Below are 23,626 nucleotides of genomic sequence, written 5' to 3'. Positions count from 1 at the left end.
TGTTCGTCCAGGGCGCCGTCTGGAACATCGACTCCTTCGACCAGTGGGGCGTCGAACTCGGCAAGGTCCTCGCCAAGCGCATCGAACCCGCCCTCACGGAGGGCGCCGAGGTGCCGGGTCTGGACGAGTCGACCAAGGCGCTGGTCGCCACGTACCGGGAGCTGCGCGGGCGTTGAGCCCACGGGCCGCCATGAGGGCGCGGGAAGCGGGCGGCGAAAGTCTGCCCGTTTCCCCGTCCGGCCGCGTCCGACTGGACAGGGCCGGCTGGACAGGAGAGTGAAAGCCGAACGCCGGAGAAGCGGGAAGTCGCTTCTCCGGCGTTCGGCGTTCGTACCGGTCAGGCGGAGGCCGGCGGGTACAGAGAACGCGGCAGCTGGGAGGCGGCCGCCGCGTCCAGCAGCCACAGGGTGCGGGAGCGGCCCTGGGCCCCCGCCGCCGGAGCCTGGATCTCACCCGCGCCGGACAGGGCGATGGCGGCCGCCTCCGCCTTGTCCTCGCCCGCCGCGAGCAGCCACACCTCGCGGGCGGAGCGGATCGCGGGCAGGGTCAGCGAGATACGGGTCGGCGGCGGCTTGGGCGCGCCGTGCACGCCGACCACCGTCCGCTCCGTCTCCCGCACCGCGGGCAGCTCCGGGAAGAGCGAGGCGACGTGGGTGTCCGGGCCGACACCGAGCATCAGGACGTCGAACTCCGGCACCGTGCCGTGGTTCTCGGGTCCCGCTGCCTTGGCCAGCTCGGCCGCGTACGCCTCCGCCGCCGCCTCGACGTCGTCGCCGTGGGGACCGTCGGACGTGGGCATCGGGTGGACCCGTGCCGCGTCCAGCGGAACCGCGTCGAGGAGGGCCGCGCGGGCCTGCGTGTCATTGCGGTCGGGGTCGCCCTCGGGGAGGTAGCGCTCGTCGCCCCACCACAGGTCGAGGCGTCCCCAGTCGACGGCGTCCCGGGCGGGCTGGGAGGCGAGCGCGGCGAGGAGGCCGTTGCCGTTGCGCCCGCCGGTGAGCACGATCGAGGCGTATCCGCGCGAGGCCTGCGCGTCCACGATCTTCGTGATCAGCCGGGCCGCCGCGGCCTGGGCCATCAGTTCCTTGTCGCGGTGGACGACGAGTTGGGGAGTGTTCACTCGGCGGCCGCCTTCTTCGCCGGAGCCTTCTTCGCGGCGGTCTTCTTCGCCGCGGAGCCCGACGTCGCCTTCTTCGCCGTGGACGAAGCGGCCGTCTTCTTCGCCGCCGGAGCCGCGGTGGACTTCTTGGTGGCCGGAGCGGTCTTCGTGGCCGTCGTCGTCCCGCCCGAGGAGGTCTCCTCGGCGGCGGCTGCCTCCGCGTTCAGCCGGTCCACGCCGTAGCGCAGCGCCGAGGCGTAGGTGTCGTCCGGGTCGAGGCGGCGCAGCTCCTCCGCCATCAGCTCGGCCGTCTCACGGCGCTTGAGCGCCACCGCACGGTCGGGCTGGCCCTCGATGGAGAGGGTGGCGAGGGAGCCGTCGGCGCGGTCCAGGACGATCGGGCCGCAGCTGGTGTCCATCCGCACCGCGGTGAGACCCGGGCCTGCGGACAGCGAGCGCTTGACGGGGACGTGCAGCCGGTCCGCGAGCCACATCGCCAGCAGCTCGCAGCTCGGGTTGAACTCCTCGCCCTCCACCTCGACCGCGGCCACGTCGCACACGACCTGGTCCAGGGCCGCGGCCAGCATCGAACGCCAGGGCGTGATGCGGGTCCACGACAGGTCGGTGTCGCCGGGGGCGTAGGCGTCGGCTCGTGCGTTGAGCTCCCGGACCGGGGACTCTGCCGCGTAGGTGTCGGTCACGCGGCGCTGGGCGAGCGCGCCGAGCGGGTCCTTCGCCGGGTCGAGCGGCGCGTTCACCGGCCACCAGGCGACGACGGGCGCGTCCGGCAGCAGCAGCGGCAGCACGACCGACTGGGCGTGGTTGAGGACCTCGCCGTACAGACGCAGCACCACCGTCTCGCCGGTGCCCGCCTCCGCTCCGAGCCGCACCTCGGCGTCGAGGCGCGACTTCGTGCGGTCGCGGGGCGAACGGGAGACCCTCTTGATGACCACGAGGATGCGGGAGGGGTGCTCCCGCGAGGCGTCGTTGGCGGCCTTCAGGGCGTCGTAGGCGTTCTCCTCGTCGGTGACGATGACGAGGGTGAGCACCATGCCGACGGCCGGGGCGCCGATTTCGCGGCGGCCCTGCACGAGCGCCTTGTTGATCTTGCTGGCCGTGGTGTCCGTGAGGTCGATCTTCATGGGCGACGCCAGCTCCGTCCGTCTCGTTCGAGCATCTCGTCCGCCTCGACGGGGCCCCAGGTGCCCGACGGGTACTGCGCGGGCTTGCCGTGCTTGTCCCAGTACTGCTCGATCGGGTCGAGGATCTTCCAGGACAGCTCGACCTCCTCGGTGCGCGGGAAGAGGTTCGAGTCACCGAGCAGGACGTCGAGGATCAGCCGTTCGTACGCCTCCGGGCTGGACTCGGTGAACGACTCGCCGTAGGCGAAGTCCATCGAGACGTCCCGGATCTCCATGGAGGTGCCGGGCACCTTGGAGCCGAAGCGGACCGTGACGCCCTCGTCGGGCTGGACGCGGAAGACGATCGCGTTCTGGCCCAGCTCCTCGGTCGCCGTGTGGTCGAAGGGGGAGTGCGGGGCGCGCTGGAAGACGACCGCGATCTCGGTGACGCGGCGGCCGAGGCGCTTGCCGGTGCGCAGGTAGAAGGGGACGCCCGCCCAGCGGCGGTTGTCCACCTCGACCTTGATCGCGGCGAACGTGTCGGTCTTCGACTTGGGGTCGATGCCGTCTTCCTGGAGGTAGCCGACGACCTTCTCGCCGCCCTGCCAACCGGCCGCGTACTGGCCGCGGACCGTGTCCTTGCCCAGGTCCTTGGGCAGCTTGGCGGCGCCGAGCACCTTGGTCTTCTCCGCGGCGAGCGCGTCCGCGTCGAAGGAGGAGGGCTCCTCCATCGCGGTCAGCGCCATCAGCTGGAGGAGGTGGTTCTGGATGACGTCACGGGCGGCGCCGATGCCGTCGTAGTAGCCGGCCCGGCCGCCGATGCCGATGTCCTCGGCCATGGTGATCTGCACGTGGTCGACGAAGGACCGGTTCCAGATCGGCTCGAACATCGTGTTGGCGAAGCGGAGCGCCAGGATGTTCTGGACGGTCTCCTTGCCGAGATAGTGGTCGATACGGAAGACCTGGTCCGGGGCGAAGACCTCGTGCACGATCGCGTTGAGGTCCTCGGCCGACTTGAGGTCGTGACCGAAGGGCTTCTCGATGACCGCGCGCCGCCAGGAGCCGTTCGACTGGTCGGCCAGCTTGTGCTTCTTCAGCTGCTTGATGACCACCGGGAACGCGGACGGCGGCACCGACAGGTAGAAGGCGAAGTTGCCGCCCGTGCCCTGCGCCTTGTCCAGCTCGTCGATGGTGGAACGCAGCCGGTCGAAGGCCTCGTCGTCGTCGAAGGTGCCCTGGACGAAGCGCATGCCCTGCACGAGCTGCTGCCAGACCTCCTCGCGGAACGGCGTGCGCGCGTGTTCCTTGACCGCGTCGTGCACCTCCTGCGCGAAGTCCTCGTTGGCCCACTCGCGCCGGGCGAAGCCGACGAGGGAGAAGCCCGGCGGCAGCAGACCCCGGTTGGCTAGGTCGTACACCGCGGGCATCAGCTTTTTACGTGACAAATCGCCCGTGACGCCGAAGATGACCAGGCCCGACGGCCCCGCGATACGCGGGAGCCGTCGGTCTGCGGGGTCACGCAGCGGATTGCTGCTCGACAAGGTTTCAGCCCTCCGAAGGGGCGAGGCGCTTGAGTTCCGCCTCGGTCGACTTGAGCAGGTCGTTCCAGGCCGCCTCGAACTTCTCGACGCCCTCGTCCTCGAGGAGCTGGACCACGTCGTCGTAGGCGATCCCGAGCTTCTCGACGGCGTCGATCTCGGCACGGGACTGGTCGTACGTACCGGCGACGGTGTTGCCGGTGATCCGGCCGTGGTCGTCGGTGGCCTCCAGCGTGGCCTCCGGCATGGTGTTCACGGTGTTGGGCGCGACCAGCTCGTCGACGTACAGGGTGTCCTTGTACGCCGGGTCCTTGACGCCGGTCGAGGCCCACAGCGGACGCTGCTTGTTGGCCTGCGCCTTGTCCAGGGCGGCCCAGCGGTCCGAGGAGAAGACCGACTCGTACGCCTCGTAGGCGAGCCGGGCGTTCGCCAGGGCCGCCTTGCCGCGGGCGGCCTTCGCCTCGGGGGTGCCGAGGGCGTCGAGCCGCTTGTCGATCTCGGTGTCCACGCGGGACACGAAGAAGGACGCCACGGAGTGGATCTTCGACAGGTCCAGGCCGCGCTCCTTGGCCTTCTCCAGACCGGCCAGGTAGGCGTCCATGACCTCGCGGTAGCGCTCCAGCGAGAAGATCAGCGTCACGTTGACGCTGATACCGAGGCCGATGACCTCGGTGATCGCCGGCAGACCCGCCTTGGTGGCCGGGATCTTGATCAGGGTGTTGGGACGGTCCACCAGCCAGGCGAGCTGCTTGGCCTCGGCGACGGTCGCGTGGGTGTTGTGCGCCAGGCGCGGGTCGACCTCGATCGAGACCCGGCCGTCCTGGCCGCCCGTCGCGTCGAAGACGGGACGCAGGATGTCGGCGGCGTCACGGACGTCCACCGTCGTGATCATGCGGATGGCTTCCTCGACGGTGACCTTGCGGGCCGCGAGGTCGGACAGCTGCTGGTCGTAGCCGTCGCCCTGGGAGATCGCCTTCTGGAAGATCGACGGGTTGGTGGTGACGCCCACGACGTGCTGCTGGTCGATCAGTTCCGCGAGGTTGCCGGACGTGATCCGCTTGCGGGACAGGTCGTCCAGCCAGATCGCGACGCCTTCCTCGGAGAGGCGCTTGAGTGCGTCTGTCATGGAAATTGCATCTCCTACGTGTCGTATGTCGGCGTCAGCGCTGGGCTGCCGCGATCGATTCACGGGCGGCGTCGGCGACGTGCTCGGCAGTAAAGCCGAACTCGGCGAACAGCGTCTTGGCGTCCGCCGAAGCGCCGAAGTGCTCCAGCGAAACAATCCGTCCGGCGTCCCCGACGAAGCGGTGCCAGGTGAGACCGATACCGGCCTCCACCGAGACGCGCGCCTTCACCGACGGCGGCAGGACTGTGTCCCGGTACCCCTGGTCCTGCTCGTCGAACCACTCCACGCACGGCATGGACACGACCCGCGTGGGGATGCCCGCGGCCTGGAGCCGCTCACGCGCCTCCACGGCCACGTGCACCTCGGAGCCGGTGCCGATGAGGATGACCTCCGGCGTGCCGCCCTCGGCCTCGAACAGCACGTATCCGCCCTTGGCGGCGTCCTCGTTCGCGTCGTACGTCGGCACGCCCTGACGGGTCAGCGCCAGGCCGTGCGGAGCACCCTTGCCGTACACCTTCGTGTAGCGCTTGAGGATCTCGCGCCAGGCGATCGTCGTCTCGTTCGCGTCCGCGGGACGGACCACGTTCAGGCCCGGGATGGCACGCAGCGAGGCGAGGTGCTCGACCGGCTGGTGGGTGGGGCCGTCCTCACCGAGGCCGATCGAGTCGTGCGTCCACACGTACGTGACCGGCAGGTGCATCAGGGCCGACAGGCGGACCGAGTTGCGCATGTAGTCGGAGAACACCAGGAAGGTGCCGCCGTAGACACGCGTGTTGCCGTGCAGCGTGATGCCGTTCATCTCCGCGGCCATGGAGTGCTCGCGGATGCCGAAGTGGATCGTGCGGCCGTACGGGTCGGCCTCCGGGAGCGGGTTGTCCGCCGGGAGGAACGAGCTGTTCTTGTCGATCGTGGTGTTGTTCGAGCCGGCCAGGTCGGCGGAGCCGCCCCACAGCTCGGGGATGACCGGGCCGAGGGCCTGCAGCACCTTGCCGGACGCGGCACGGGTGGCGACGCTCTTGCCCGTCTCGAACGAGGGGAGGTGCTGCTCCCAGCCGGCGGGCAGCTCGGTCGCGGCGATGCGGTCGTACTCGGCGGCGCGCTCCGGGCTGGCGGTGCGCCAGGCGGCGTAGCCCTTCTCCCACTCGGCACGGGCCTCGCGGCCGCGGTCGAGGGCCTGGCGCGTGTGCGCGAGGACCTCGTCGGCGACGTCGAAGGACTTCTCCGGGTCGAAGCCGAGGACGCGCTTGGTGGCCGCGACCTCGTCGTCGCCGAGCGCCGAGCCGTGCGCGGCCTCGGTGTTCTGCGCGTTCGGCGCGGGCCAGGCGATGATCGAGCGCATCGCGATGAACGACGGCCGGTCCGTCACCTTCTTCGCGGCCTCGATGGCGTCGAAGAGGGCGTTCGGGTCGAGGTCGCCGTCCGGCTTCGGGGCGACCCGCTGGACGTGCCAGCCGTACGCCTCGTAGCGCTTGACGGTGTCCTCGGAGACCGCGGTCTCCGTGTCGCCCTCGATCGAGATGTGGTTGTCGTCCCACAGCAGGATCAGGTTGCCGAGCTGCTGGTGCCCGGCCATGGAGGACGCCTCCGCGGAGATGCCCTCCTGGAGGCAGCCATCGCCGGCGATCGCGTAGATGAAGTGGTCGAACGGGGACTCGCCCTGCGCGGTGTCCGGGTCGAACAGGCCGCGCTCGTAGCGGGAGGCCATCGCCATGCCCACGGCGTTGGCGACACCCTGGCCGAGGGGACCGGTCGTGGTCTCCACCCCGGGGGTGTGCCCGTACTCCGGGTGACCGGGCGTCCTGCTGCCCCAGGTCCGGAAGGCTTCGAGGTCCGCCAGCTCCAGGCCGAACCCGGCGAGGTAGAGCTGGGTGTAGAGGGTCAGGGACGAGTGGCCCGCGGACAGCACGAAGCGGTCACGCCCCACCCAGTCGGGGTCCGCCGGGTCATGCCGCATCACCTTCTGGAAGAGGGTGTACGCGACGGGCGCGAGGCTCATGGCCGTACCGGGATGGCCGTTTCCGACCTTCTGTACGGCATCGGCGGCCAGGACGCGGGCGGTGTCGACAGCCCGCTGGTCCAATGCGGTCCACTCGAGGTCTGTGGTGGTCGGCTTGGTGCTCACCCTGGGTCAGGGCTCCTCTCCACATGTCACACATGTCGAATTGCCGGTGCACTGGGCGCCCCGGCCGTTGTCGAGCCTACCCCCGTAAGTACGTGCGTTTTTTCGAGTCATTCCAGACTGCCGGGACTCTTCGGGATCCGCCTCCCGACTGGGCCGTTCCGTGTTCGACACGTGAATACGGAGCCGCTCGTCCGAGTGCTCAATCGAGTGGTGACGGGCTCTTCCAGCGGCACCTCCCAACACGAGCGCACCCCCGCGAATGCCGGGGTCTGGGCAACGTCTACAGTGGCGTGGTACGCGCGAGCCTTTACGGGGAGTTCACACCCCGGGGCTTGCTGGGATGTCTCTGTCAGGGGTGTGCGTGACGGCCGTCGAATCCCGTCCAGCCGGTGTGCTCGGGACGAGCAGCAGCCGGGGTCAGCGGCCATTCGGGGCCCGTGTCAAGGCGTTCGTGGCGCTGACGAAGCCGCGGATCATCGAACTGCTGCTGATCACCACCGTTCCAGTGATGTTCTTGGCCCAGCAGGGCGTACCCGACCTGAAGCTGGTGCTCCTCACCTGCCTCGGCGGCTACCTCTCCGCGGGCGGGGCCAACGCGCTCAACATGTACATCGACCGCGACATCGACGCCCTCATGGAGCGGACCTCGCAGCGCCCGCTGGTCACCGGGATGGTCAGCCCCCGCGAGTGCCTCGCCTTCGGCCTGTCGCTGGCCGTCGTCTCGACGCTGCTGTTCGGCCTCACCGTCAACTGGCTGTCCGCCTGGCTGTCGCTCGGGGCGCTCCTCTTCTACGTCGTCGTCTACACGATGATCCTCAAGCGCCGTACGTCGCAGAACATCGTGTGGGGCGGCATCGCCGGCTGTCTGCCCGTGCTCATCGGCTGGTCGTCGGTCACCGACTCCCTGTCCTGGGCGCCGGTCATCCTCTTCCTCGTCATGTTCTTCTGGACGCCGCCGCACTACTGGCCGTTGTCCATGAAGGTGAAGGACGACTACGCACGCGTGGGCGTCCCGATGCTGCCGGTCGTCGCCAGCAACAAGGTCGTCGCCCGCCAGATCGTCATCTACAGCTGGGTGATGGTCGCGGTCTCGCTGCTGCTCACCCCGCTCGGCTACACCGGCTGGTTCTACACCGTGGTCGCGCTCGGCGCGGGCGGGTTCTGGCTGTGGGAGGCCCACGGCCTGCAGAACCGGGCCAAGGCCGAGGTCGCGGGCGCCAAGCTCAAGGAGATGCGGCTCTTCCACTGGTCGATCACCTACGTGTCGATCCTCTTCGTCGCCGTCGCCGTGGACCCCTTCCTGCGGTAGGCACACCTTCTCCGGCCGACGGGCGGGGTGCGTGGTCAAGCCCACGCACCCCGCCCGTCGCCGTTTGATCTACCCGTCGGTAGCATCCTGCCCATGGCAGACACCGAGCAGATCGACGAGACCCCCGGCACCGCCCAGGACCCCAAGGCCGAGCGCGTGGCCGCCCGGCTCGGACGCGAGATCGACGCCTTCGCCAAGGCGCACGGCGGCGCCGAGGCGCAGATCGCGTACATCGGCGAGCGCGGCGCCCGCATCGTGCTCGTCGGCGAGGACGGCGGCTGGGGCGACCTCGTGGCGCCGAGCGTCGCCGTCGCGCAGGACGCCGTGAAGAAGGCCGGCGTCACCGTGCACGAGGCGTTCGACGGGGAGTTCGCGGCCAAGGTGAGGACGGGCCCGTACGAGTGGAAGCGCATGGCCGGCATCCAGCTCGGCGGACCCTCCAACGGCTGACCCGTCACCCGTCGCACGGACGGCCGACAACCGTCGGCTGTTCGCACGGGGTGTGCGCGACCAACACCTGACACCCGCTTCACCCGTTAGGACCTGAAAAGGAACGGTCCAGTCGCGGGGAGTCCGGATGATCGAAACGCCGTCCCTGGTGGACCAGTACTGCCACGGCGTACTGCGGACGGAGCTGGGCCTCGGCACGTTCGAGGCCCACCTCGCCAGAACCGAGGGGCCACCGGCCCCCGGAACCACCTTCTTCGACACCCAGACCGGCTTCGCCGTGCGCCGCTGGTGCCCGCCCCTGCTCGGCCTGGAGCCGCACTGCACGCCGGCCCGCTATCTGGCCCGACGCCGCGAACTCGGCGTCCTCGAATCGGGCCGCAGGCTGCTGCGCGGCAGCGGCATCACCACGTATCTCGTCGACACCGGACTGCCCGGCGACCTGACCGGGCCGGGTGAGATGGCCTCCACCGGAGCGGCCGGGGCGCACGAGATCGTCCGCCTCGAACTGCTCGCCGAGCAGGTCGCCGACACCTCAGGAACCGTCGAGTCCTTTCTCGCCAACCTCGCCGAGTCCGTCCACGGAGCCGCCGCCAACGCCGTCGCCTTCACCTCGGTCGCCGGGGTGCGGCACGGCCTGGCGCTCGCGCCCGAACCACCGGGACCCGGCGAGGTCCGCGGGGCGGCGGGCCGCTGGCTGGCCGCCCGCCGGGTGGGCGGACCGCTCTCCGATCCCGTCCTGCTGCGCCATCTGCTGTGGATCGCGGTCGCCTCGGGACTGCCGCTGCAACTGCACGCCGGACTCGGCGAGCCCGGGCTGCGCATCGACCGCACCGATCCCGTCCTGCTCACCGACTTCGCCCGCGCCACCGCGGGACTCGGCACCGACCTGGTCCTGCTGCACGGCTACCCGTACCACCGGCACGCGGCGCACCTCGCCGGGGTCTTCCCGCACGTGTACGCCGACCTGGGGGCCGCGCTGGTCCGCACCGGAGCACGGGCGGCGGCGGTCCTCGCCGAGATCCTCGAACTGGCCCCCTTCGGCAAGCTGCTCTTCTCCAGCGGCGCCCACGGCCTGCCCGAACTCCACGTCATCGGTGCCCGCCTCTTCCGCGAGGCACTGGCCCGGGTCCTCGGCACCTGGGTCGCCGAGGGGGCCTGGTCGCTGGCCGACGCCCAGCGTGTCGCGGGCCTGATCGCCGCGGGGAACGCCCGGCGGGTGTACGCCGTGGAGTGAGACCGGGGCCCGGCTCCGGCTCCGCGCGGGGAACGGCGCCCTTCACCGGGGCGCCCCCCGGGCCCAGACTGTTCGGATGACCGACGACGCCACGGCCCGACTGCTCGACCGGTTTCTCGACAGGCTGGGCGCCCTGGACCCGGTCGCCGTCTGGGCGCACGGCTCACTGGCCGGCGGCGACTACCGCGAGGGGCGCAGCGACCTCGATCTGATCGCCGTCCTGGAGGAGGACCCCTTCCGGCTGCCCACCGCCCGCGCGCTGGTCGGGCTGCACCGCCGGCTCCGGGCCGAGGAGCCACTGGCCCGCAAGCTGCACTGCAGCTACCTGACACCCGCGACGACCGCCGACGCCGAACGATCGCATCTGACCTGGGCTCACGACGGCCCGATGAGGCGGCCGGTCACCCCGGTCACCCGCTGCGAGCTGCACACCTTCGGCCGCGTCCTGCACGGCACACCCCCGCAGGGACTGCTGCCGCCCGTTCCCGTGAGCGAGCTGCGGGCCTTCGTCGTCCGGGACCAGAAGGAGTTCTGGCGTCCCGCCGTGGACAAGGCCCGGTTGTGGCGGCAGGACGTGTGGGTCGACCTGGGCACGATCACGCACGCACGGGCGACGGTGACACTGCGGGAGGGGCGGCTGATCACCAAGCGGGAGGCGCTCGACCTGCTCCCCGGACTCGGGGCGCCCGAGGACGTCGTCGACGACATCACGGGGCGCCGCTACGGGGAGCCCGCCGCGACCGACCCGGCCTGGGCGGACCGCCGGGCCGAACGCACGAGAGGCTACCTGGGGCCCGCCATCGACTCGCTGGTGGCGGCCCACGCCACCGCTACGCGCGCGTGAGGGCCGATTCCGTCGCCGGGCCCGGGACGTCCGCCACGATCTCCGGTCGTTCGCGCAGGGCCAGCAGGACGCGCATGACCCCGATCCACACCAGGCAGGAGCCGAACATGTGGAGGGCGACCAGGGCCTCGGGCAGGTCGGTGAAGTACTGCACGTAGCCGATGACGCCCTGGGACAGCAGGATCAGGAACAGGTCCCGGGTGCGGTGGAGCGGACCGCGCGGCGCGTCGACCGCCTTGAGGACGAACCAGAGGGCGAACGTCAGGGTCACGACGATCCACGCCAGCACGGCGTGCAGCTTGGCGACGTTCTCCCAGCTGACGTGCATCCGGTCGACCTCGCTCGAGTCGCCCGCGTGCGGACCCGCACCGGTGACGACCGTGCCGACCGCGATCAGCAGGACGGCCGCGACGACCAGGAACCACACGAGCTGCTGCACCGACCTGCCGACCAGCGGACGCGGCTCACCGTCGCCCTCGCGGGTGCGCTGCCACATGAGCGCGGCGACGGTGATCAGGGCGGTGGAGAGCAGGAAGTGGGCGGCGACCGTGTAGGGGTTCAGGCCGACCAGGACGACGATGCCGCCGAGCACCGCGTTGCTCATGACGATCCAGAACTGCGCCCAGCCGAGCCGGGTCAGGCCGCGTCGCCACGGCTTCTGCGAGCGGGCGGCGATGATCGCCCACCCGACGGCCGCGCACAGCACGTACGTCAGCATGCGGTTGCCGAACTCGATGGCGCCGTGGAAGCCCATCTCGCTGGTCGCGGTGAGCGAGTCGTCGGTGCACTTGGGCCAGGTCGGGCAGCCGAGGCCCGAACCGGTGAGCCGGACGGCACCGCCGGTGACCACGATGACGACCGACATGACGAGCGCGGCGAGCGCCGCGCGCCGCACCGTGCGGGTCGTCGGGGTCCAGCGTTCGGCGATGAAGGCGAGCGGGTTGCGCACCGCGCTGAGGGCGTCGGCTCGGGTCAGGTTCGGCACGCGCACCATCGTAGGGGGCCGCTTGTGCACGCTTTCACGAGGGTCCGGTTCACGGGAGTGCACCCGATTACTCCCAGCGGAAGAACTTCCCGGCCGCGCCGAGCCCCACGACCGCCCAGACGGCCAGGATCCCGAGGTCGGCCCAGGGCATCGAGGCGCCGTGCTGGAGCACGTCCCGCAGTCCGTCGGAGAGCGCCGAGATGGGCAGCAGGCCCAGGACGTCCTGGACGCCGGCCGGGAACTTGTCCATCGGCACGATCACCCCGCCGCCCACCAGGAACAGCAGGAACACCAGGTTGGCCGCGGCCAGCGTCGCCTCGGCCCTGAGCGTGCCCGCCATCAGCAGACCGAGCCCTGAGAAAGCGGCCGTGCCGAGGACCAGCAGGAGGACCACGGCGAGCGGGTTGCCGTGCGGCGACCAGCCCAGCGCGAAGGCGATCACGGTCAGCAGGATCACCTGGAGGATCTCCGTGACCAGTACCGCGGCCGTCTTGGCGGTCATCAGGCCCCAGCGGGGGAGCGGGGAGGCCGCCAGCCGCTTCAGGACGCCGTAGCGCCGCTCGAAGCCCGTGGCGATCGCCTGTCCGGTGAACGCCGTCGACATCACGGCGAGCGCCAGGACGCCCGGCGTGAGGAAGTCGACCGCCTCCCCGGCGCCGGTGTCGACGATGTCGACCGTGCTGAACAGCACGAGCAGCAGGGTCGGGATGATCACCGTGAGGAGGAGCTGCTCGCCGTTGCGGAGCAGCATCCTCGTCTCCAGCGCGGCCTGCGCGCCGATCATCCGCGGCAGCGGTGAGGCCCCCGGCTTCGGGGTGTACGTACCGGCGGTGGTCACGAACGCAGCTCCTTGCCGGTCAGTTCCAGAAAGACGTCCTCCAGGGTGTGGCGTTCGACCGAGATCTTCTCCGGCATCACACCGTGCTGGGCGCACCAGGACGTCACCGTCGCCAGCAGCTGGGGGTCCACCTTGCCGCCGACCCGGTAGGCGCCCGGGGTCAGCTCGGCCGCCGTGCAGTCCGCCGGGAGTGCCTTGAGCAGGGAGCCCACGTCGAGTCCGGGCCGGCCGCCGAAGCGCAGGGTGTTCTCGGCGCCCCCGCGGCACAGCGCCTCGGGCGGGCCCTGGGCGATGACCCTGCCGGCGTCGATGATCGCGACGTCGTCGGCGAGCTGCTCGGCCTCGTCCATGTAGTGCGTGGTGAGGATGACGGAGACGCCGTCCGACCGCAGGTCGCGCACGAGGTCCCAGGTGGCGCGGCGGGCCTGCGGGTCGAGGCCCGCGGTCGGCTCGTCGAGGAAGACCAGCTCGGGCCGCCCGACGACCGCCATGGCGAGCGCGAGGCGCTGCTGCTGCCCGCCCGACAGCCGTCGGTACGTCGTCCGCCCGCAGCTCTCCAGGCCGAGCCGCTCGATGAGCGCGTCCACGTCGAGGGGGTGGGCGTGCAGCTTGGCGACGTGGCGGAGCATCTCGTCCGCGCGGGCGCCCGAGTAGACGCCGCCGGACTGGAGCATCACGCCGATGCGGGTGTGCAACTGCCCGGACTGACGCACCGGGTCGAGGCCGAGGACGCGCACCGTGCCGGAGTCGGGTCGCCGGTATCCCTCGCAGGTCTCGACGGTGGTCGTCTTGCCGGCGCCGTTGGGTCCGAGTACGGCGGTGACACCCGCCGAGGCCACCAGGTCGAGGCCGTCCACCGCGGTCTTCGTGCCGTACCGCTTCACCAGGGCCTGGACCTGGACCACGGGCTCGCTTCGCATGAGGCGCAAGTCTAGGGACGCCGCCGCGCCTCGGAACCGCCGGGGGCGGAGGCCACCTCGACGTACAGGTCCCGCGGCCGGTGCAGGGGGAGCCACCGCTCCGCGTACGCCACCGCGTCGGCCACCGGGAACAGCCGTGCGGTGGCCGCGCCCACGGTGCCCCGGACGACCGGACGGTCCCGTTCGAAGTCGGCGCCCAGCTCCGCGAACATCTCGGAGGTGATCGACACCTCGCGCACGGTCCGCCAGCCCTCGGGCGACGGGCGTCCGACCTCGACGACGGGGGAGGGCACCCGGTACTCGGCCAGGTGGAAGGTGGTGCACGTGTCGTAGCCCGCGCCGAGGAGCAGGACCCGGGCGCCGCCGGACTCCAGGCGCGCCAGCGGGCTGCGCTCGCCGAGCCGGCAGTCGGGGGCGTGCCCCTCGACGATCCGCGCCGCGCCCGGGCCCAGTGCCGCGAACGAGGTCTCCGGGTGGGCGCTGCGCAGGGCGCCGGGCCAGGTCCGGACGGTCTCGGGTATCACCCCGACGCCGCAGGAGGGTGTCACCCGGGGGTCGTAGACGGGCATGGTCGCCCGGATGGTCGGCCACCAGTCCTCGGGAACCGGCGGATTCCTCCACAGAGCCGGGTCCGAGAGGTCGCCGGACTGCGTCGGGACCACCAGGGTTCCGTCCGGACCGAGCACGTCGAGCAGTCCCTGGACGAGGGCGACGGGTCCGCCGTTGACCCATCCGAGGGAACTGAGGGAGGAGTGCACGAGGAGCGTCTCGCCCGTGCGTACGCCGAGGGTGCGCAGGTCCGCGGCCAGGGTGTCCCGGGTGACGAGTGGGCCGGTCGGAGGGGGTGTCGACATGGTTCCGGAGTCTCCCCGAGACGTGGTCCCGGCGCCACCGAATTGATCGATCAAAGATCGTTTGCGCAGGTCAGCTTAGGTATACCTAAGTGACGCAGCGCACCGTCCACTGTGTGGCGGCGGGTTGTCAGGCTCTGAGGAATTACGCAACAATGGTGTTGTGAAATACGTTGGCGAGGCTCGGGAGACCCCCACGGGGGCCCCGCAGGAGGAACTCGCGACCGGAGAGCGCTCGACGCGCAACCGGGTCGCGCGATCCATCCTGGACCACGGCCCGTCGACCGTGACGGACCTCGCGGGCCGACTGGGACTCACCCAGGCCGCCGTGCGCCGTCACCTCGACGCGCTCGTCGCCGACGACGTCGTGCAACCGCGCGAGCAGCGGGTCTACGGAGCGCGCACGCGCGGCCGCCCCGCCAAGGTGTTCGCCCTGACCGACTGCGGCCGGGACGCCTTCGACCAGTCCTACGACAAGCTCGCCGAGGACGCCCTGCGCTGGATCGCCGAGCGCGAGGGCGGAGACGAGGCCGTCCTGTCCTTCGCCCGCGCCCGGATCGCCGCGCAGGCCGAGGCCTACCGCGAGGTCGTCGAGGCCGCGCCGCCCGAAGAGCGCACCGAAGCCCTGGCCAGGGCCCTGAGCGCCGACGGGTACGCTGCTACGGCGCGCAGCGCACCGGTCGGGGAGCAGCTCTGCCAGCACCACTGCCCGGTCGCTCATGTCGCCGAGCGGTTCCCGCAGCTGTGCGAGGCGGAGACGGAGTTCTTCTCCCAGCTGCTCGGCACGCACGTCCAGCGGCTGGCCACCATCGCCCACGGCGACGGGGTGTGCACGACGTTCATCCCCAAGATTTCCCACACAGCTCACAACGCATCTGCAAGCACGGCCGGGAGGAACCCCGCATGACGCTCCCCACGGAGACTGCTCACCCCGAACTCGAGGGCCTGGGCAAGTACGAATACGGCTGGGCCGACTCCGACACAGCCGGCGCCTCTGCCAAGCGCGGCATCAACGAGGACGTCGTCCGTGACATCTCCGGGAAGAAGAGCGAGCCGGAGTGGATGACCAAGCTCCGCCTCAAGGGCCTGCGCCTCTTCGAGAAGAAGCCCATGCCCAACTGGGGTTCTGACCTGTCGGGCATCGACTTCGACAACATCAAGTACTTCGTGCGCTCCACGGAGAAGCAGGCGGAGTCCTGGGAGGACCTGCCCGAGGACATCAAGAACACGTACGACAAGCTCGGCATCCCCGAGGCGGAGAAGCAGCGCCTCGTCGCCGGTGTCGCCGCGCAGTACGAGTCCGAGGTCGTCTACCACCAGATCCGCGAGGACCTGGAGGAGCAGGGCGTCATCTTCCTGGACACCGACACCGCTCTCAAGCAGCACCCGGAGCTCTTCAAGGAGTACTTCGGCACGGTCATCCCGGTCGGTGACAACAAGTTCGCCTCGCTGAACACGGCCGTGTGGTCCGGCGGTTCCTTCATCTACGTGCCGAAGGGCGTGCACGTCGAGATCCCGCTCCAGGCCTACTTCCGTATCAACACGGAGAACATGGGCCAGTTCGAGCGGACGCTGATCATCGTCGACGAGGACGCCTACGTCCACTACGTCGAGGGCTGCACGGCGCCGATCTACAAGTCGGACTCCCTGCACTCCGCGGTGGTCGAGATCATCGTGAAGAAGGGCGCCCGCTGCCGCTACACGACCATCCAGAACTGGTCGAACAACGTCTACAACCTGGTCACCAAGCGCGCCGTGGCGTACGAGGGCGCGACCATGGAGTGGATCGACGGCAACATCGGCTCCAAGGTCACCATGAAGTACCCGGCCGTCTACCTGATGGGCGAGCACGCCAAGGGCGAGACGCTGTCCATCGCCTTCGCGGGCGAGGGCCAGCACCAGGACGCCGGCTCCAAGATGGTCCACATGGCGCCGAACACCTCCTCGAACATCGTGTCGAAGTCGGTGGCGCGCGGTGGCGGCCGTACGTCCTACCGCGGTCTCGTCGAGATCGGCGAGGGCGCCCACGGCTCCAAGTCGAACGTGCTGTGCGACGCGCTGCTCGTCGACACCATCTCCCGCTCGGACACCTACCCCTACGTGGACGTCCGCGAGGACGACGTGTCCATGGGCCACGAGGCGACCGTCTCCAAGGTCTCCGAGGACCAGCTCTTCTACCTGATGAGCCGTGGTCTGACGGAGTTCGAGGCGATGGCGATGATCGTGCGCGGCTTCGTCGAGCCGATCGCCAAGGAGCTCCCCATGGAGTACGCCCTGGAACTCAACCGGCTGATCGAGCTGCAGATGGAGGGCTCGGTCGGCTGACCCGCCGACCCCTCCCGGCAGCCGCCGGCCCGCCCCTCCGGGCGGGCCGTGGATCGCAACTGACGTAGGAAGAGAGCAGACCGACAGCCATGGCTGAGGCTCAGAACATCCCGGTGGGCAGCACGACCGCCGGCCAGATCGCGGTGGCCGCCGAGTCGACCGTCGCCACGCGCATGAGCGCGCCCCCCTCCTTCGACGTGGCGGACTTCCCCGTCCCCCACGGCCGCGAGGAGGAGTGGCGGTTCACCCCGCTGGAGCGCCTGCGCGGGCTGCACGACGGCACCGCGGTCGCCACCGACGGCGCCGTGAAGGTCGCCATCGGCACCCCCGACGGCGTCACCGTGGAGACCGTCGGCCGCGACGACGAGCGGCTCGGCAGGGCGGGCGCCCCCGTGGACCGCGTGGCCGCGCAGGCCTACGCGTCCTTCGACAGGGCCTCCGTCGTGACCGTCCCCAAGGAGACGGTCCTCACCGAGCCGATCCGCATCGTCGTGCACGGCGAGGGCGGCACCGCCTACGGTCACCAGGTCATCGAGCTGGGAGCCTTCGCGGAGGCCGTCGTCGTCATCGACCACACCGGTGACGCGGTCCTCGCCGCCAACGTCGACTACATCCTCGGCGACGGCGCCAAGCTGACGGTCGTCTCCGTCCAGGACTGGGACGACAAGGCCGTGCACGTGGGCCAGCACAACGCCCTCATCGGCCGTGACGCGACCTTCAAGTCGTTCGTGCTCACCTTCGGTGGCGACCTCGTCCGGCTGCACCCGCGGATCGCCTACGCCGGCACCGGCGGCGAGGCCGAGCTGTTCGGCCTCTACTTCACCGACGCCGGCCAGCACCAGGAGCACCGTCTCCTGGTCGACCACAACACCCCGCACTGCAAGTCCAACGTCATGTACAAGGGCGCGCTGCAGGGTGAGGGCGCCCACGCGGTGTGGATCGGCGACGTCCTCATCGAGGCCGCCGCCGAAGGCACCGACACCTACGAGATGAACCGCAACCTGGTTCTGACCGACGGTGCCCGGGTCGACTCCGTGCCGAACCTGGAGATCGAGACCGGCGAGATCGTCGGCGCCGGCCACGCCTCCGCGACCGGCCGCTTCGACGACGAGCAGCTCTTCTACCTGATGGCCCGCGGCATCCCGGCCGAGGACGCCCGCCGTCTGGTGGTCCGCGGCTTCTTCGCCGAACTGGTCCAGCAGATCGGCGTCGACGACATCGAAGAGCGCCTTCTCGCGAAGATCGACGAGGAGCTGGAGGCGTCGCTCTGATGCCCGGCACCTTCGTGCGCGTCTGTGGGCTGAGCGAGCTGGAGGAGGACACCCCGAAGCGGGTGGAACTCGACGGCACGCCGGTCTCGGTCGTGAGGACCGAGGGGGAGGTGTTCGCGATCAACGACATCTGCTCGCACGCGAACGTCTCGCTCTCCGAGGGCGAGGTGGAGGACTGTCAGATCGAGTGCTGGCTGCACGGTTCCGCCTTCGACCTCCGCACCGGCAAGCCGTCCGGCCTTCCCGCGACGCGCCCCGTCCCCGTATACCCCGTACAGATCGAAGGGGACGACGTGCTCGTCTCCCTCAACCAGGAGTCCTGAGGAACCCATGGCAACGCTTGAAATCCACGACCTGCACGTCACCGTCGAGGCCGACAACGCCACGAAGGAGATCCTCAAGGGCGTCGACCTGACCGTGAAGCAGGGCGAGACCCACGCCATCATGGGCCCCAACGGCTCGGGCAAGTCGACCCTCGCCTACTCGCTCGCGGGCCACCCCAAGTACACGATCACCAGCGGCACCGTCACGCTCGACGGCGAGGACGTCCTGGAGATGTCCGTCGACGAGCGCGCCCGCGCCGGCCTGTTCCTGGCGATGCAGTACCCGGTCGAGATCCCCGGCGTCTCCGTCTCCAACTTCCTGCGCACCTCCGCCACCGCCGTCCGCGGCGAGGCCCCCAAGCTGCGGACGTGGGTGAAGGAGGTCAAGGAGACCATGGAGCGTCTCTCCATGGACCCGGCCTTCGCCGAGCGCAACGTCAACGAGGGCTTCTCCGGCGGTGAGAAGAAGCGCCACGAGATCCTTCAGCTGGAGCTGCTCAAGCCGAAGATCGCGATCCTCGACGAGACCGACTCCGGCCTCGACGTCGACGCCCTGCGCGTCGTCTCCGAGGGCGTGAACCGCGTGCGCGAGTCCGGCGAGGTGGGCACGCTGCTCATCACCCACTACACGCGCATCCTGCGCTACATCAAGCCCGACTTCGTCCACGTCTTCTCCGGCGGCCGCATCGTCGAGTCCGGCGGCGCCGAGCTCGCGGACAAGCTGGAGAACGAGGGCTACGAGTCGTACGCACTCGACGCGAAGGGTGGCGTATCCGCGTGACACAGCTGCCGGGCCTCCTCGACACCGAGGCGATCCGCAAGGACTTCCCCATCCTGGACCGACAGGTCCACGACGGCCGGAAGCTCGTGTACCTGGACAACGCGGCGACCTCGCAGAAGCCGCGCCAGGTCCTGGACGCCCTCAACGAGTACTACGAGCGCTACAACGCCAACGTCCACCGCGGTGTGCATGTGCTCGCCGAGGAGGCCACGGCGCTGTACGAGGGCGCGCGCGACAAGGTCGCCGCGTTCATCAACGCTCCGAGCCGCGACGAGGTGATCTTCACCAAGAACGCCTCCGAGTCGCTCAACCTCGTGGCCAACATGCTCGGCTGGGCCGACGAGCCCTACCGCGTCGACCACGAGACCGAGATCGTCATCACGGAGATGGAGCACCACTCCAACATCGTTCCGTGGCAGCTGCTCTCGCAGCGCACCGGCGCGAAGCTGAAGTGGTTCGGCCTCACCGACGACGGCCGTCTCGACCTGTCGAACATCGACGAGATCATCACCGAGAAGACGAAGATCGTCTCCTTCGTGCTGGTGTCGAACATCCTGGGCACCGTGAACCCGGTCGAGGCGATAGTGCGCCGCGCCCAGGAGGTCGGTGCGCTGGTCCTGATCGACGCGTCGCAGGCCGCCCCGCACATGCCGCTGGACGTGCAGGCCCTCCAGGCCGACTTCGTGGCCTTCACCGGCCACAAGATGTGCGGCCCGACCGGCATCGGCGTCCTGTGGGGACGCCAGGAGCTCCTGGAGGACCTCCCGCCGTTCCTCGGCGGCGGCGAGATGATCGAGACCGTGTCGATGCACTCGTCGACGTACGCGCCGGCGCCGCACAAGTTCGAGGCGGGCACCCCGCCGATCGCACAGGCGGTCGGTCTGGGCGCGGCGATCGACTATCTCTCGTCGATCGGCATGGACAAGATCCTCGCCCACGAGCACGCCCTCACCGAGTACGCGGTGAAGCGGCTCGGGGACGTCCCCGACCTGCGGATCATCGGCCCCACCACGGCCGAGGACCGCGGGGCGGCGATCTCGTTCACGCTGGGCGACATCCACCCGCACGACGTGGGCCAGGTCCTCGACGAGCAGGGCATCGCGGTCCGGGTCGGTCACCACTGCGCCCGTCCGGTCTGCCTGCGGTACGGAATTCCTGCGACCACGCGAGCGTCGTTCTACCTGTACTCCACGCCGGCCGAGATCGACGCTCTGGTCGACGGTCTGGAGCACGTACGGAACTTCTTCGGCTGAGGGGCTGGCTGAGAACGTGAAGCTGGATTCGATGTACCAGGAAGTCATCCTGGACCACTACAAGCACCCGCACGGGCGCGGTCTGAGGGACGGCGACGCCGAGGTGCACCACGTCAATCCCACCTGCGGCGACGAGATCACGCTGCGGGTGAAGTACGACGGCGAGCGGATCGAGGACATCTCGTACGAGGGTCAGGGCTGCTCGATCAGCCAGGCATCGGCCTCCGTACTGAACGAGCTCCTCGTCGGCAAGGACGTCACCGACGCGCAGAAGATCCAGGAGACCTTCCTGGAGCTGATGCAGTCCAAGGGCCGGATCGAGCCCGACGACGCCATGGAGGAGGTGCTGGAGGACGCGGTCGCGTTCGCCGGTGTCTCCAAGTACCCGGCTCGGGTCAAGTGCGCCCTCCTGAGCTGGATGGCGTGGAAGGACGCGACGGCCCAGGCGCTGGGCGACGAGCCCGAGAAGGCTGTGAGGAAGACGGCATGAGCGAGAACACTGTGACATCGGGCGAGAGCCTGACGACGAAGCCGGCCTCGGAGGAGGAAGTCCGCGAGGCGCTGTACGACGTCGTCGACCCCGAGCTGGGCATCGACGTCGTCAACCTCGGCCTCATCTACGGCATCCACATCGACGACGCGAACATCGCGACGATCGACATGACCCTGACGTCGGCGGCCTGTCCGCTCACCGACGTCATCGAGGACCAGGCCAAGTCCGCCACGGACGGCCTCGTCAACGAACTGCGCATCAACTGGGTCTGGATGCCGCCGTGGGGCCCGGACAAGATCACGGACGACGGCCGGGAGCAGCTCCGGGCGCTCGGCTTCAACGTCTGAGACTCCGGTACCGCGCAGCTCCGGTACTCCGGCAGTTCGTACGTCCCGTACTCCGGTACTTCGCAGGGGGCGGCACCTTCGGGTGCCGCCCCCTCGCGTGTTTCCGGGGCCGGGTGCTCAGGCCGGGGGCGGTCCGGGCGTGGCGGCCGCGCGCGCCAGTATGTCGGCGAGGCCCTCCCGGCGGATGCGCCGGTCGATGTAGAGCAGGGTCGTCACCAGCGGCAGGAACACGGCCGACAGGAGCTGGGTGAGGAACGTCGTGGCCAGAGTGACCGCCAGATACGGCATCAGGTCGGGCAGCACGTCGTGGAACAGCTCCGAGGCGTCCGCCGGAGGCGCCGCCGCGGGGTCGTAGGAGGAGAAGAACGGCATCGTGAACATGAACGGCATCCGCACCAGCGAGGCCAGCGTCGTCACGATGACGAGGCCGAGCAGCGAGACGCCGAACGTGCGCCACCATGCCCCGCGCACCAGCCGCACGGACCGCCGCATCGCCGTCACCGGTGAGGCGTCCTCCAGGACGGCGGCAGCGGGGGCGAACGAGAACAGCACGTACAGCCACACCGCCGCCGCCGCGGAGACGGGCGCGAAGAGGAAGAAGACCACGACGGGCAGCGACGAACCGGACGACAGGGCGATCGTGACGGCGAAGACCACCACGCCCACGACGACCGGGAGCAGCACGGCCAGGCCCGACAGCACCGTCACGCCGAGCACCGACGGGATCCGCTGCCGCGTGCGCCGCCACACCGCGGCGACCCGGGCGCGCCGGCCGAGTACCGCCTCGTGCAGGGTGGCCACGCAGGCGGCCTGCACCGCGGCGTTGGCCAGTGGCATCGTCACCACGGCGAGGGCCCAGACGAGGCCGAACGCCACCAGGAGGGGCCGGACGTCCGACCAGTGCGCCGTGCCGTGCGCCTCGGTGAGCCGGTCGACGTGGTCCGCCACCGCGCTGTAAGCGAAGGTGGCGGCGCCTGCCAGGAGTATCCCGAGGCCCAGATAGACCAGGCCGGCCACCCCGAACAACGGCTTCGCGTAGCGGCCCATCGTGGTGAAGGCGCCGCTGAGGACCGAGTCCACCCCCAGCGGGGCCAGCGGTATCACGCCCGGCTTCGGCGGCGGCGGAGGTGGCGTCCAGCCCCAGCCGCCCGGCGCACCGGAGTACGGCCCCTGCGGCCCCTGAGGTCCCCACCCGGATCTGTCCGACATACCTCGTGCGCTCCATCGTCCCGGGAGTCCTCACGACTCCGCCCCCCACTGTGATCGCGAACGATATCCGCTGGTGCGCGCGGTGCCCACGGGATTGATGGATCCGGCATGTGTACGGGTGTACACATCGATGTGTACTCTTGTACGCATGGGATACGTACTGCTCGCGGGAGCCATCGCGGCGGAGGTCGGCGCGACCACCGCGATGAAGTACACGGACGGCTTCAGCAGGCTCTGGCCCTCGCTGCTGACCGTCCTCGGGTACGTCATCGCCTTCGCGCTGCTGGCCCAGACCCTGAGGACCGTCTCGGTCGGCACCGCCTACGCGATCTGGGCCGGCGTCGGCACCGCCGCCATCGCCGCGATCGGCGCGCTGTTCCTCGGCGAGGGACTCACGGTCGCGAAGGCCGCCGGCATCGTGCTGATCATCGGCGGGGTCGTCCTGCTCAACCTGGGCGGGGCGCACTGATGGCCGCGCGGACGGCTTCGCGCTCGGCCGAATCCGGGGCCGCGTCAGGCCCTGCGGACGGCGGCCGCTGATGGCCCGGCGGTACGACCCCGAGCGGCGGCAGCGGATCATCGACGCGGCGATCCGCGTCGTCGGGGCCAAGGGCATCGCGGGGCTGAGTCATCGCTCCGCCGCCGCCGAGGCCGATGTGCCGCTCGGCTCCACCACCTACCACTTCAAGACCCTCGACGAACTCCTCGTCGCCGCGCTGCGCCAGGCGAACGAGGGCTTCGCCAAGGTGCTCGCGGCGCGCGGTGCGCTGGAGGACCCCCGCACCGACCTGGCCGCCGAACTCGCCGGGCTGATCGGCGAGTGGCTGGCGGGGGACCGCACGGGCGTGGAGCTGGAGTACGAGCTGTATCTCGCCGCCCTCCGCAGGCCCGCCCTGCGTCCGGTCGCCGCCGAGTGGATCGACAGCCTCGTCGAACCGCTGTCCCGCCGCACGGATCCGGTGACCGCACGCGCCCTCGTCGCCCTGCTCGACGGCATCTGCCTCCAGGTCCTGCTGACCGGCACGTCGTACGACGAGGGCTACGCACGGGAGGTGTTGGGGCGGGTTCTGCCGTGAGCGGGAGTGTCTCTGGTAGGGCCGACAACGAGAGACGCCCTGGTCCTTGACGCCGGTGGGGCGCCCGGTACCTGAGACGCCCCGCGCACCGGTTGGCCCGGGCGGGCCGCG

General features: G+C 70.3%; 24 protein-coding genes and 1 pseudogene. 15 read left to right on the top strand and 10 right to left on the bottom strand.

From position 1 onward, the window contains the following. Positions 1-176 (top strand): annotated as a pseudogene (locus AB0C62_RS33200) (glucose-6-phosphate isomerase); the annotation flags it as partial. Between the two features lie 161 nt (positions 177-337). Here the strand turns inward: AB0C62_RS33200 and pgl are convergent. The 5 genes from pgl to tkt are packed head-to-tail and all read right to left on the bottom strand — an operon-like array spanning position 338 to position 7,006. Then, positions 338-1,120 carry a 6-phosphogluconolactonase gene (gene pgl, locus AB0C62_RS33195; protein ID WP_362979562.1) on the bottom strand — a complete coding sequence of 261 codons (783 nt, stop codon included), beginning with the start codon at positions 1,118-1,120 and terminating at the stop codon, positions 338-340. Beyond that, a complete protein-coding gene (gene opcA / locus AB0C62_RS33190; RefSeq protein WP_362979560.1) occupies positions 1,117-2,241 on the bottom strand; it encodes a glucose-6-phosphate dehydrogenase assembly protein OpcA in 1,125 nt (374 codons plus the stop codon). The genes pgl and opcA overlap by 4 nt, the downstream gene beginning before the upstream one ends. Then, positions 2,238-3,761, bottom strand: coding sequence for a glucose-6-phosphate dehydrogenase (zwf, locus tag AB0C62_RS33185; RefSeq protein WP_362979558.1), 1,524 nt, complete (start codon positions 3,759-3,761; stop codon positions 2,238-2,240). The genes opcA and zwf overlap by 4 nt, the downstream gene beginning before the upstream one ends. 4 nt (positions 3,762-3,765) lie before the next feature. Then, complete coding sequence (gene tal / locus AB0C62_RS33180; RefSeq protein WP_362979556.1) at positions 3,766-4,884, bottom strand: transaldolase; 1,119 nt, start codon at positions 4,882-4,884, stop codon at positions 3,766-3,768. A 34-nt stretch (positions 4,885-4,918) separates the two neighbouring features. Beyond that, positions 4,919-7,006: a transketolase gene (gene tkt / locus AB0C62_RS33175; protein WP_362979554.1), complete on the bottom strand. Its 2,088-nt coding sequence runs from the start codon at positions 7,004-7,006 to the stop codon at positions 4,919-4,921. A gap of 355 nt (positions 7,007-7,361) precedes the next feature. Between tkt and AB0C62_RS33170 the strand changes: the two genes are divergently transcribed. The 4 genes from AB0C62_RS33170 to AB0C62_RS33155 all read left to right on the top strand — a co-directional run bounded on the left by AB0C62_RS33170 (position 7,362) and on the right by AB0C62_RS33155 (position 10,843). Further along, positions 7,362-8,315 (top strand): heme o synthase, encoded by a 954-nt coding sequence (locus tag AB0C62_RS33170; protein WP_362979570.1) that lies wholly within the window; start codon positions 7,362-7,364, stop codon positions 8,313-8,315. Between the two features lie 93 nt (positions 8,316-8,408). Continuing rightward, positions 8,409-8,765, top strand: coding sequence for a hypothetical protein (locus AB0C62_RS33165; RefSeq protein ID WP_362979552.1), 357 nt, complete (start codon positions 8,409-8,411; stop codon positions 8,763-8,765). Between the two features lie 127 nt (positions 8,766-8,892). After that, the gene (locus AB0C62_RS33160; RefSeq protein ID WP_362979550.1) at positions 8,893-9,999 is read left to right on the top strand and encodes an amidohydrolase family protein; all 1,107 of its coding nucleotides are present in this window, start codon (positions 8,893-8,895) and stop codon (positions 9,997-9,999) included. 76 nt (positions 10,000-10,075) lie between these two features. Next, positions 10,076-10,843, top strand: a complete 768-nt coding sequence (locus AB0C62_RS33155; protein ID WP_362979548.1) for a nucleotidyltransferase domain-containing protein — start codon at positions 10,076-10,078, stop codon at positions 10,841-10,843. On the opposite strand, the gene AB0C62_RS33150 is transcribed toward AB0C62_RS33155, so the two are convergent. The 4 genes from AB0C62_RS33150 to AB0C62_RS33135 are packed head-to-tail and all read right to left on the bottom strand — an operon-like array spanning position 10,830 to position 14,440. After that, a complete protein-coding gene (locus AB0C62_RS33150; protein ID WP_362979547.1) occupies positions 10,830-11,837 on the bottom strand; it encodes a COX15/CtaA family protein in 1,008 nt (335 codons plus the stop codon). The genes AB0C62_RS33155 and AB0C62_RS33150 overlap by 14 nt on opposite strands. Before the next feature lie 58 nt (positions 11,838-11,895). Further along, positions 11,896-12,612 carry an ABC transporter permease gene (locus tag AB0C62_RS33145; protein ID WP_362979568.1) on the bottom strand — a complete coding sequence of 239 codons (717 nt, stop codon included), beginning with the start codon at positions 12,610-12,612 and terminating at the stop codon, positions 11,896-11,898. Positions 12,613-12,662: 50 nt separating this feature from the next. After that, positions 12,663-13,586: an ABC transporter ATP-binding protein gene (locus AB0C62_RS33140; protein ID WP_362979545.1), complete on the bottom strand. Its 924-nt coding sequence runs from the start codon at positions 13,584-13,586 to the stop codon at positions 12,663-12,665. Positions 13,587-13,597: 11 nt separating this feature from the next. Further along, positions 13,598-14,440: an AAC(3) family N-acetyltransferase gene (locus AB0C62_RS33135; protein ID WP_362979543.1), complete on the bottom strand. Its 843-nt coding sequence runs from the start codon at positions 14,438-14,440 to the stop codon at positions 13,598-13,600. A 160-nt stretch (positions 14,441-14,600) separates the two neighbouring features. Between AB0C62_RS33135 and AB0C62_RS33130 the strand changes: the two genes are divergently transcribed. The 8 genes from AB0C62_RS33130 (at position 14,601) to AB0C62_RS33095 (ending at position 21,230) form a co-directional block, all read left to right on the top strand. Further along, a complete protein-coding gene (locus tag AB0C62_RS33130) occupies positions 14,601-15,344 on the top strand; it encodes a metalloregulator ArsR/SmtB family transcription factor (protein ID WP_362979541.1) in 744 nt (247 codons plus the stop codon). After that, a complete protein-coding gene (gene sufB / locus AB0C62_RS33125) occupies positions 15,341-16,762 on the top strand; it encodes a Fe-S cluster assembly protein SufB (protein WP_362979539.1) in 1,422 nt (473 codons plus the stop codon). The genes AB0C62_RS33130 and sufB overlap by 4 nt, the downstream gene beginning before the upstream one ends. 89 nt (positions 16,763-16,851) lie before the next feature. Then, on the top strand, positions 16,852-18,033 hold the full coding sequence (sufD, locus tag AB0C62_RS33120) for a Fe-S cluster assembly protein SufD (RefSeq protein ID WP_362979537.1): 1,182 nt from the start codon (positions 16,852-16,854) through the stop codon (positions 18,031-18,033). Further along, entirely contained in the window at positions 18,033-18,356 is a 324-nt protein-coding gene (locus tag AB0C62_RS33115; protein WP_362979535.1) for a bifunctional 3-phenylpropionate/cinnamic acid dioxygenase ferredoxin subunit, read from the top strand. The genes sufD and AB0C62_RS33115 overlap by 1 nt, the downstream gene beginning before the upstream one ends. Before the next feature lie 7 nt (positions 18,357-18,363). Then, positions 18,364-19,137, top strand: a complete 774-nt coding sequence (gene sufC / locus AB0C62_RS33110) for a Fe-S cluster assembly ATPase SufC (protein WP_362979533.1) — start codon at positions 18,364-18,366, stop codon at positions 19,135-19,137. After that, entirely contained in the window at positions 19,134-20,390 is a 1,257-nt protein-coding gene (locus tag AB0C62_RS33105; protein ID WP_362979531.1) for a cysteine desulfurase, read from the top strand. The genes sufC and AB0C62_RS33105 overlap by 4 nt, the downstream gene beginning before the upstream one ends. 16 nt (positions 20,391-20,406) lie before the next feature. Continuing rightward, on the top strand, positions 20,407-20,880 hold the full coding sequence (gene sufU / locus AB0C62_RS33100; protein WP_362979529.1) for a Fe-S cluster assembly sulfur transfer protein SufU: 474 nt from the start codon (positions 20,407-20,409) through the stop codon (positions 20,878-20,880). Next, entirely contained in the window at positions 20,877-21,230 is a 354-nt protein-coding gene (locus AB0C62_RS33095) for a metal-sulfur cluster assembly factor (RefSeq protein WP_081223759.1), read from the top strand. The genes sufU and AB0C62_RS33095 overlap by 4 nt, the downstream gene beginning before the upstream one ends. A gap of 117 nt (positions 21,231-21,347) precedes the next feature. Here the strand turns inward: AB0C62_RS33095 and AB0C62_RS33090 are convergent, their stop codons facing one another. Next, positions 21,348-22,439 (bottom strand): oxidoreductase, encoded by a 1,092-nt coding sequence (locus AB0C62_RS33090; protein WP_362979527.1) that lies wholly within the window; start codon positions 22,437-22,439, stop codon positions 21,348-21,350. A gap of 148 nt (positions 22,440-22,587) precedes the next feature. On the opposite strand from AB0C62_RS33090, the gene AB0C62_RS33085 reads away from it, so the two are divergent. Both AB0C62_RS33085 and AB0C62_RS33080 read left to right on the top strand, forming a co-directional pair. Continuing rightward, positions 22,588-22,908 (top strand): multidrug efflux SMR transporter, encoded by a 321-nt coding sequence (locus AB0C62_RS33085; RefSeq protein WP_362979525.1) that lies wholly within the window; start codon positions 22,588-22,590, stop codon positions 22,906-22,908. A 70-nt stretch (positions 22,909-22,978) separates the two neighbouring features. After that, entirely contained in the window at positions 22,979-23,515 is a 537-nt protein-coding gene (locus AB0C62_RS33080; RefSeq protein ID WP_362979523.1) for a TetR family transcriptional regulator, read from the top strand. Positions 23,516-23,626: the final 111 nt, after the last annotated feature.

This window comes from Streptomyces sp. NPDC048643, assembly GCF_040650615.1.
In the GTDB taxonomy this organism is placed as follows: domain Bacteria; phylum Actinomycetota; class Actinomycetes; order Streptomycetales; family Streptomycetaceae; genus Streptomyces.
This window is presented reverse-complemented; position numbering and strand designations above follow the sequence as displayed.

What these genes read in the sequence shown, in the direction of transcription:
- opcA (WP_362979560.1), bottom strand. Translation starts at nt 2,241, where the DNA reads ATGAAGATCGACCTCACGGACACCACGGCCAGCAAGATCAACAAGGCG.
- tal (WP_362979556.1), bottom strand. Translation starts at nt 4,884, where the DNA reads ATGACAGACGCACTCAAGCGCCTCTCCGAGGAAGGCGTCGCGATCTGG.
- AB0C62_RS33165 (WP_362979552.1), top strand. Translation starts at nt 8,409, where the DNA reads ATGGCAGACACCGAGCAGATCGACGAGACCCCCGGCACCGCCCAGGAC.
- AB0C62_RS33160 (WP_362979550.1), top strand. Translation starts at nt 8,893, where the DNA reads ATGATCGAAACGCCGTCCCTGGTGGACCAGTACTGCCACGGCGTACTG.
- AB0C62_RS33155 (WP_362979548.1), top strand. Translation starts at nt 10,076, where the DNA reads ATGACCGACGACGCCACGGCCCGACTGCTCGACCGGTTTCTCGACAGG.
- AB0C62_RS33150 (WP_362979547.1), bottom strand. Translation starts at nt 11,837, where the DNA reads ATGGTGCGCGTGCCGAACCTGACCCGAGCCGACGCCCTCAGCGCGGTG.
- AB0C62_RS33145 (WP_362979568.1), bottom strand. Translation starts at nt 12,612, where the DNA reads ATGATCGGCGCGCAGGCCGCGCTGGAGACGAGGATGCTGCTCCGCAAC.
- AB0C62_RS33140 (WP_362979545.1), bottom strand. Translation starts at nt 13,586, where the DNA reads ATGCGAAGCGAGCCCGTGGTCCAGGTCCAGGCCCTGGTGAAGCGGTAC.
- AB0C62_RS33135 (WP_362979543.1), bottom strand. Translation starts at nt 14,440, where the DNA reads ATGTCGACACCCCCTCCGACCGGCCCACTCGTCACCCGGGACACCCTG.
- sufB (WP_362979539.1), top strand. Translation starts at nt 15,341, where the DNA reads ATGACGCTCCCCACGGAGACTGCTCACCCCGAACTCGAGGGCCTGGGC.
- sufD (WP_362979537.1), top strand. Translation starts at nt 16,852, where the DNA reads ATGGCTGAGGCTCAGAACATCCCGGTGGGCAGCACGACCGCCGGCCAG.
- AB0C62_RS33115 (WP_362979535.1), top strand. Translation starts at nt 18,033, where the DNA reads ATGCCCGGCACCTTCGTGCGCGTCTGTGGGCTGAGCGAGCTGGAGGAG.
- sufC (WP_362979533.1), top strand. Translation starts at nt 18,364, where the DNA reads ATGGCAACGCTTGAAATCCACGACCTGCACGTCACCGTCGAGGCCGAC.
- AB0C62_RS33095 (WP_081223759.1), top strand. Translation starts at nt 20,877, where the DNA reads ATGAGCGAGAACACTGTGACATCGGGCGAGAGCCTGACGACGAAGCCG.
- AB0C62_RS33090 (WP_362979527.1), bottom strand. Translation starts at nt 22,439, where the DNA reads ATGTCGGACAGATCCGGGTGGGGACCTCAGGGGCCGCAGGGGCCGTAC.
- AB0C62_RS33085 (WP_362979525.1), top strand. Translation starts at nt 22,588, where the DNA reads ATGGGATACGTACTGCTCGCGGGAGCCATCGCGGCGGAGGTCGGCGCG.
- AB0C62_RS33080 (WP_362979523.1), top strand. Translation starts at nt 22,979, where the DNA reads ATGGCCCGGCGGTACGACCCCGAGCGGCGGCAGCGGATCATCGACGCG.